At 51.9% G+C, this 8353-nt stretch carries 2 protein-coding genes; both read right to left on the bottom strand.

Going from position 1 to position 8353, the window contains the following annotated elements; translation table 11 throughout:
* Positions 1 to 222: 222 nt before the first annotated feature.
* Positions 223 to 2772: a winged helix-turn-helix domain-containing protein gene (locus AC58PV_RS34615; RefSeq protein ID WP_497437569.1), complete on the bottom strand. Its 2550-nt coding sequence runs from the start codon at positions 2770 to 2772 to the stop codon at positions 223 to 225.
* A gap of 141 nt (positions 2773 to 2913) precedes the next feature.
* Positions 2914 to 7635 (bottom strand): InlB B-repeat-containing protein, encoded by a 4722-nt coding sequence (locus AC58PV_RS34610; protein ID WP_497437567.1) that lies wholly within the window; start codon positions 7633 to 7635, stop codon positions 2914 to 2916.
* Between the last annotated feature and the right edge of the window lie 718 nt (positions 7636 to 8353).

Raw genomic sequence — 8353 nt, 5'->3', positions numbered from 1 at the left:
ATTCCACCTCGCGATGGACACCCTTGCTCTTGGCTAACGGTAGGCGTTCGCCAGCCCCCGTTCGGGACTTTCACCCTAGAGATGACGCCCATGCTGGGCGTACATAAAAAATGTCCCAATGATTATTAATCATTGGGACATTTTTTTTAATTTCGGATCATTATATTTAAAGTTTATTAATTATTAGTGTGAGGTGAAATCTCAAGCTAACACAGCAATCACTCAAACCCGGTTCCTATATTCCTTGGCTCGCATGATTGCCTCAGCCCGGTTATTTACCTTTAACTTGCGATAAATGTTCTTCAAATGGAACTTCACCGTATCTTGAGTGACATTCAATTGATCGGCAATCTCCTTATAGATGAATCCCTCCGCAAGCAATTCAAACACCTTCTCTTCCTTCGCGGTCAGAGCCTCGTTAGACAAAGATTTAAGAGACGGATTGTTGCTCACAGCGTCAAGAAGCAGACGGATATAGTTCAAGGGCAACAATGGCAATGCTGTCTTTTGCTGCTGATTCAGAAGCTCGCTCAGCATCTCGACCATCTGAGGGCCTTCATCAAGGTAGCTGCGGATATAGCCCATCGGTTCCGAAAGCCTCAAGGCAATAGCCAGCGGCGCAAGGCCTGCTTGGGGCTCCTCGGATTGCCGAAGCACCATGCTATGCAAGATCTTCAGCCTAATCCGTTCTCGCAGACGATTTTCCTTGTCCGCAAGGCGCTCCAGCTTCTCGAACAATTGCAGCGCATCTTCGATCCGTCCATTCCCCGCAATCACCCTGACCACTACTATATACTCTTCGAAATACCGGGCCGAAACCTCGTCCGAATGCGACAATCCACTCTGTTCGAGCCAATCATATGCCTTCTGGCGCTGCCCTTGAAGCAGATACAGCCAGGCTTGCTCCGCCTTGATTCTTTTCCAAATAACGGGCTGATCCGGCGAGTCGACACTCGAACCGAGATGGGTAAGCCATTCAATTGCTTCCTCCCCTCTTCCGAGAGCCTGCTTGAGTCGGGATGACACTAGGCCTAGATGAATCCAAGTCCATACGTTAGCACGAAGATCCTTTCGGCTGAGCGCTTGTCCAATGTACGACTCCGCCTCGTCCAACCGATTCCACTCATGCATAAGCGAACTATAGGATAGATACGCATAGCCGACAAAGGGATAGTTAGGCTTCTTCCCCCACATCGTTATTAGCTTAAGCTGGAATTGTTCCATCTCGTGCAGATCGACGGTCAGCGAGAGCGGATCGCCGAATCCCTCGTGACCTAAATACCGTCTGGTCGAGGCTTTCTGGAGGCTGCTCCCTTCTGGCAAATAATGCTCCAACAGCTCAAAATAATGGAGGGCTCGCGGCATATTTTGCTGCATTCGGAAGAAGAGTGCATGTAAGTAATAGAGATTGCCCATCAGTTGCTTCCATTCCGGCTCAGGGATGGATGCCTTCATGGCTTCGAAACGTCGCTCCGCTTGCTCAGCCTTACGCAGTCCTTGCTCCCAATCCCGATCCATCAGAAATTGTGAGATGCGGTACAGTTGGAACATCGGCTTGTGTTCAAAGCTGCTCTCCGGCAAGGCATTAATCCATCTTCGAACCACGTGACTTCTCGATTGCAAGAGTTCCGGCATGATGCGGTCGATAATGCGGATAGCATCCTCTGCCTGTTCCGTCCTAATATAATGCTCCACCGCTTCTTCATAGTGCCCCTCGTTCTCATGCCAGGCCGCAGCCCGATGGTGGGAACGTCTCCACAATTCCGGGTAATCCCTATCGCACAGCTGCTGCAAGAACTCAGACAACAGATGATGATAGCGGAACCAATCGCGCTGTTCATCCAGCGGAATGATGAACAAATTTAGTTGCTCCAACTGCTCCAGTTGGACCTGGCTATCGGCTTGTCCTGTCACCGCCATGCACAGCTCCCCGTTCATGCGGCTCAGAACGGAGGTGGCCAGCAGGAATTTCTGCAAGGATCTCGGCAGATGCCCGAACACTTCTTCGAACAGATAATCGGAGATTTGGCGCTGCCGGCCGCTGAACTGGCGAATCGTATCGGCGATATTGCCGCTTCGTTTAAGCGTGATAGCCGCAAGCTGAAGACCGCTTACCCAACCTTCCGTCTGCTCAAACAACGAAGAGATTTGCCTTATCGATAGCGATAAGTCCATCGTCTCCCGGAAGAAAACAACTCCCTCCTCCAACTCAAATCGCATATCTTCTATTCGAATAACGTTGATCTCGCCCTTGGCAAGAAGTCTGGTCGTGGGAAAAGACAGCTCGGTGCGGCTTGCGATATAGAGATGAAAGTGCGGTGGCAGATGCTCAAGCATATATCGGATCGACTCGTTAACGAACGCATTCTCGATGACGTGGTAGTCGTCTAGAATGAGTACATAATCGCCGCTAATCGAGCTTAGCTCGTTCAGAAACGCCGATACGGCGAAATCGATAGAAGACGCAGACTCTTGCTCAAGCAAGAATTCGATCGATTCCCCGAACAGAGGCAGTCTTTCTCGTATGGAAGCAAAGACGCAGCTCCAGAATGCGCCCCAGTCGTTATCATATTTATCCAGGGAGACCCAGGCAACCGAAGCTCGGCATTGCCTTGCCCATTCGCTTAAAGCTGTCGTTTTGCCGTAGCCCGCTTGGGCCGATAGCAAAGTCATCTTGGTCTCCATGCCTTCCTCAAGCTTGCGCGTCAGTTGCGGCCTAGCCACCAAAGATCTGCGCGCTGGGGGAATGAGATATTTGGTACTACGAATCATATTCCAAGCCTCCGAACGCATAAATAAAAAATTCCATATCATCGATTATATTCGATTTAATCGGACAATTCCCTGTGGAAATTTAGTGACAATTATAAGACCCCTGTGCTATAGGGCACAGGGGTCTCTCGTCAATCCAGTTTATTCTTTTGTTTTCTGCAGCTCCAGCATTCGCAAGAGAACCGTCACCGCTTCCGCTCGGCTTGCTTTATCTTCGGAATCGAACCGATTGTCTCCCTTTCCTTGCATCAGACCGGTCTCCGTGAGAGCAGCAACCGCTCCCTTCGCCCAGGTCGGAATCTCGCTGTTATCCGCGAAGCCGGTCACGGCATTCACTTCGACTTTCAGATCTAGCGCCTTAACGATCATCGCCGCCATCTCGACTCGCGTAATCTCAGCGTTCGGACGGAAAGTACCATCGTCATATCCAGTGATGATGCCAGCTTGTTTAGCCGCCGCCACGGCATTCTTAGCCCAAGCAGGAATTTGTGATGCATCCTCGAAGGCCAATTCCTCCGTTACTCCTGCAGGCTTAATCACATTCATTAGCATCACGGCGAATTGAGCTCGCGTCACCGTTAGATTCGGCTTGAATGTTCCGTCCGGATAACCAGCTGTGATCCCTTGGCTAGCTCCTTGGCGAATCGCTTCCTCCGCCCAGTGACCGGCGATGTCGCCGAATTCGATTACTGGCTTCGCCGTATCTCCTACAGCTAACACGGCGAATTTCGTGAAGTGATTGACATCTGCGGTAATGAAGCCGCCGCTTACAACACCGCCAACCTCCACCCATTCCTTCTTCTCTTCATCATAATAGAAGATAGAAGCACGCTCGCCGTCTCTTAGCTTCGTCGTATCGAAGGCAAGCTTCAACGTAATGTTTTTCTTGAAGGTACCAGGGACATTCTTCAACACTTCGAAGACTTCGCTTACCAGCACTTCGTTATGCTTCAACAATTCATCCGTATCCAACAAGGTCTCTACTGTCACTCGCAAACTCGCGTCCGTCGCATCAGCTGGAATCTCGATGGTGATCTCGTCATCGCTCAAGCTAACCGTTCCCGGTCGACCAACAGGAAGCGTCAACTCTCCATTGTCGGAGATGACTGGACTGTTATCCGGAACGCTTACGCCTTCGCCGCTACCTCCACCGCTGACGTCGCCGCTTGGAACTTCCGTCCACTTCGCATACAGAGTCGTGTTTGCACTTACCGTATCCGTTATGAAGTTCCAGGCCGAGGCGTAGCCTTCATCCTTATACCAGCCCGAGAACGTATAGCCCGCTCTCGTTGGGTCGGTTGGCTTCGTGACAGTCGCTCCTGCAGTGATGCCAGTCAAGCTCGCAACTGCGCTGCCGTCTTTCGAGTCGAACGTCACCGTGTACGTCGAAACCGGAACTGCCGTCCACTTCGCATACAACGTCGTATTCGCACTTACCGTATCCGTGGAGAAGTTCCAGGCCGAAGCGTACCCATCTTCCTTATACCAGCCCGAGAACGTGTAGCCTGCTCGCGTTCGATCAGTCGGCTTGGTGACCGTCGCTCCCGCAGCGATGCCAATCAAGCTTGCTATCGCGCTGCCGTCCTTTGAATCGAACGTCACCGTGTACGTTGACACCGGTATCGCCGTCCACTTCGCATACAATGTCGTATTCGCACTTACCTTATCCGTCGTGAAGTTCCACGCCGAGGCGTAGCTCTCTTCCTTATACCAGCCCGAGAACGTGTAGCCTGCTCGCGTCGGATCCGTCGGCTTCGTCACGGTCGCGCTAGAGAGGATGCCTGTCTCGCTCGCCACCGCACTGCCTTCCTTCGAATCGAACGTCACCGTGTACGTCGACACCGGTATCGCCGTCCACTTCGCATACAGAGTCGTATTCATACTTACCGTATCCGTCGTGAAATTCCAAGCCGAGGCGTAGCCTTCATCCTTATACCAGCCCGAGAACGTGTAGCCCGCTCTCGTTGGGTCGGTTGGCTTCGTCACAGTCGCGCCGGAGAGGATGCCTGCCTCGCTCGCCACCGCGCTGCCTTCCTTCGAATCGAACGTCACCGTGTACGTTGCGACAGGTATCGCCGTCCACTTCGCATACAGCGTCGTGTTTGTACTTACCATATCCGTCGTGAAATTCCACGCCGAGGCGTAACTCTCTTCCTTATACCAGCCCGAGAACGTATAGCCTGCTCTCGTTGGGTCGGCTGGCTTCGTCACAGTCGCTCCAGAGAGGATGCCGTTCAAGCTCGCTACAGCGCTGCCTTCCTTCGAGTCGAACGTCACCGTGTACGTTGCGACAGGTATCGCCGTCCATTTCGCATACAGAGTCGTATTCGCACTCACCGTATCCGTGGAGAAGTTCCACGCCGAGGCGTAGCCCTCTTCCTTATACCAGCCTGAGAACGTGTAGCCCGCTCGCGTCGGATCGGTTGGCTTCGTCACAGTCGCTCCCGCAACGATGCCGGTCAAACTCGCTACCGCGCTGCCTTCCTTCGAATCGAACGTCACCGTGTACGTTGCGACAGGTATCGCCGTCCACTTCGCATACAGAGTTGTGTTTGCACTCACCGTATCCGTGGAGAAGTTCCAGGCCGAAGCGTAGCCCTCTTCCTTATACCAGCCCGAGAACGTGTAGCCTGCTCGCGTCGGATCCGACGGCTTCGTGACCGTCGCGCCGGAGAGGATGCCTGTCTCGCTCGGTACCACGCTACCGTCCTTCGAGTCAAACGTAACCGTGTACGTTGCTACCGGTATCGCCGTCCATTTCGCATACAGAGTCGTATTCGCACTCACCGTATCCGTGGAGAAGTTCCACGCCGAAGCGTAGCCCTCTTCCTTATACCAGCCCGAGAACGTGTAACCTGCTCGCGTTGGGTCGGTTGGCTTCGTCACAGTCGCTCCGGAGAGGATACCTGCCTCGCTAGCCACCGCGCTGCCTTCCTTCGAATCGAACGTCACCGTGTACGTTGCGACAGGTATCGCCGTCCACTTCGCATACAATGTCGTATTCGCACTTACCGTATCCGTCGTGAAGTTCCAGGCCGAAGCGTAGCCTTCATCCTTATACCAGCCAGAGAACGTGTAGCCTGCTCTCGTCGGATCCGTCGGCTTCGTCACGATCGCGCCGGAGAGGATGCCTGTCACGCTCGCCACCGCGCTACCGTCCTTCGAGTCGAACGTCACCGTGTACGTTGACACCGGTATCGCCGTCCATTTCGCATACAATGTCGTATTCGCACTTACCGTATCCGTCGTGAAGTTCCAGGCCGAGGCGTAGCCTTCATCCTTATACCAGCCCGAGAACGTATAGCCCGCTCGCGTCGGATCCGTTGGCTTCGTGACCGTCGCTCCGGAGAGGATGCCGGTCGCGCTCGTTACTGCGCTGCCGTCCTTCGAATCGAACGTCACCGTGTACGTTGACGCCGGTATCGCCGTCCATTTCGCATACAGAGTCCTATACACGCTCCACGTATCCAAGATTACCGTATCCGTCGCGAAGTTCCATGCCGACGAGAAGTTTTCATCCGCATACCAACCCGAGAATGTGTAGCCGGCTTTAGTCGGATCAGCTGGCTTCGGGACGGTCGCTCCGGAGAGAATGCCTGGCGCGCTCTCAACCGAACTTCCTCCTTGCGAGTCGAACGTCATCGTGTACGTCGGCGTCCACTTCGCGTACAGCGTCGTATTCGCATTTACCGTATCCGTATCGAAATCCCATAAAGTAATAAAATTCCATTCCTTATACCAACCCCCGAAGAGATAGCCATCATGGGTTGACTCCGGCTTTGCAATCTTCGATCCCGGACTAACTTCATTCAGGTCCTCGACCGGACTACCATTATTCTCGACGAAGGTTACCTTGTAGCCCACCGGCGCGGCTGCTCGCGTTACCGTCAAGGTGTAGTTGGTCGTAGCCAACCCATTCTCCGACGTCACCACGACCGTAATCGTATTGCTCCCGACTTCCAAGGGAATCGCCTCGGATAACCCACCGTTCACCACGCTTTTTCCGTTTACGGTAATTGTTGCATAATCCATTTTGGCCACCGGATATACTCTAGTGCTCTGCCAGCTGTTGGCGAAGTTAACGGAGTATTTCTTGTTATCGCTCGGATCGACAACGGGTATGCCGTTGTTCAGCCCCAGTTCGATAAGCGAAGTGTCCGCGCCTGGGAGGCGATTAATAATTAACGTGTAGGTCCGGGTTGTCGTCCCGTCTCTCGCCGTGACTACGACCGTTATCGTGTTATCTCCCATTAGTAAGGCAACGGGTACTTTGACGCCTCTTGTCGCTTCAATTCCGTTTACCGTGACGGTCGCCTCGCTATCCTCGGGTTGGGGATCGATCAGAACCTTGTTCTGGCCGATGAGATCTATAAAATCATAGAACGGCAAGCTCTTATTGAAACCGAAGCCGACAGGTAAATCCCCCGGTATGTCGCTTTCCAGAAATAGGCCTAGAAAATTCAATATGGTGTTGCTACCCGGCCCACCCGCTCGAGTTACCGTTAAAGTGGTGATTTTCTTATACTCTTCTAGAGGAGCGGCCGGTGTCACCAGAATCTCTATCGTGTTAACTCCAACATTCAGGGGAATTGCTTCCGACGGACTGCCACTAGCTACTTCTACACCGTTTACCTCAATCTTGGAATCAGCGTCTTCCGCCGTCGGCGTAACCGTTATCTCGCTCACGTTGTTCGCAACGTCCGCATAGAATTTCCAAAAGTCCATGAGGTCCGCCACAGCCTTGCCACTGGACAAAGTTAAAGTGGTTAGACTCGTGACTCCGCTTCCTGCAAAAGAGTAAGAGGGGAATAACCCCATTACTATTAACAAAACCGTAAAAAATGTAATACCACGCCTAATCATTAGTATCTACTCTCCTCTTATCGTTCTATAGATAGAGTCCATTGGTCACTCTCGAGCTGTACAAGCCATAATCTCTATTATAAGAGATAGCAGGGCTGAATTGACCTACCCGAGAGGGTAGGTCTATGGGCTAAATCGGGTAGTTACATTCATGTTTACAGATTCGGCTGCTCCTTGGTTTTAAAAAGCAAATAAGACCCCTGAGTTTAGAGGTCTCGCGTTCAATTCAATAAAAAATACCAAGCCGGATGAGATCCAGGGCTTAGCGTCCTCTTGGTGTTTCGGTCGTCCTTTATGAACGCTGAAGACCACGCCTTCGTTTATCATAGCTGTTGATGATAAGAGCCCATTGCAATTCTTTCCAGGACCTTTGAAGTTGGATAATGACGATCACAACCATGCTCTCAATAGGTTTCGAACTATAAATTCTTGGTGCCCCGTTGTTTCCTTCCTCCTATCTTCAAACACCTTGCTCCTGAAATAAAAAAAATCGAGCAAATTCTAGGAGTTACCCTAGTGTCAGCAGAAAATAAAGTGTTAGACTGGAGTTCTTGATTTGACGCGGGTTTTGGAGTTGAAAAATCTTCAGCTTTTGAAAAATATGTTTTAGACTGACCCTAGAAATTGAAACGGCGACAGCCATGGACGAGAAAATAAAGTCCTAGACTGTCACCGTTTCATTCAACTAACGTTTCCCGTTAGCTTTCATTGCCTCAAT

The organism is Paenibacillus sp. J22FR83 (genome assembly GCF_059691955.1).
The sequence above is the reverse complement of the archived record's forward strand: the minus strand, read 5'-3'. Positions and strand labels throughout refer to the sequence as shown.

Bases quoted from the DNA above. Each gene is read 5' to 3' on its own strand.
- AC58PV_RS34610 (WP_497437567.1), bottom strand. From the start codon at position 7,635: ATGATTAGGCGTGGTATTACATTTTTTACGGTTTTGTTAATAGTAATG.
- AC58PV_RS34615 (WP_497437569.1), bottom strand. From the start codon at position 2,772: ATGATTCGTAGTACCAAATATCTCATTCCCCCAGCGCGCAGATCTTTG.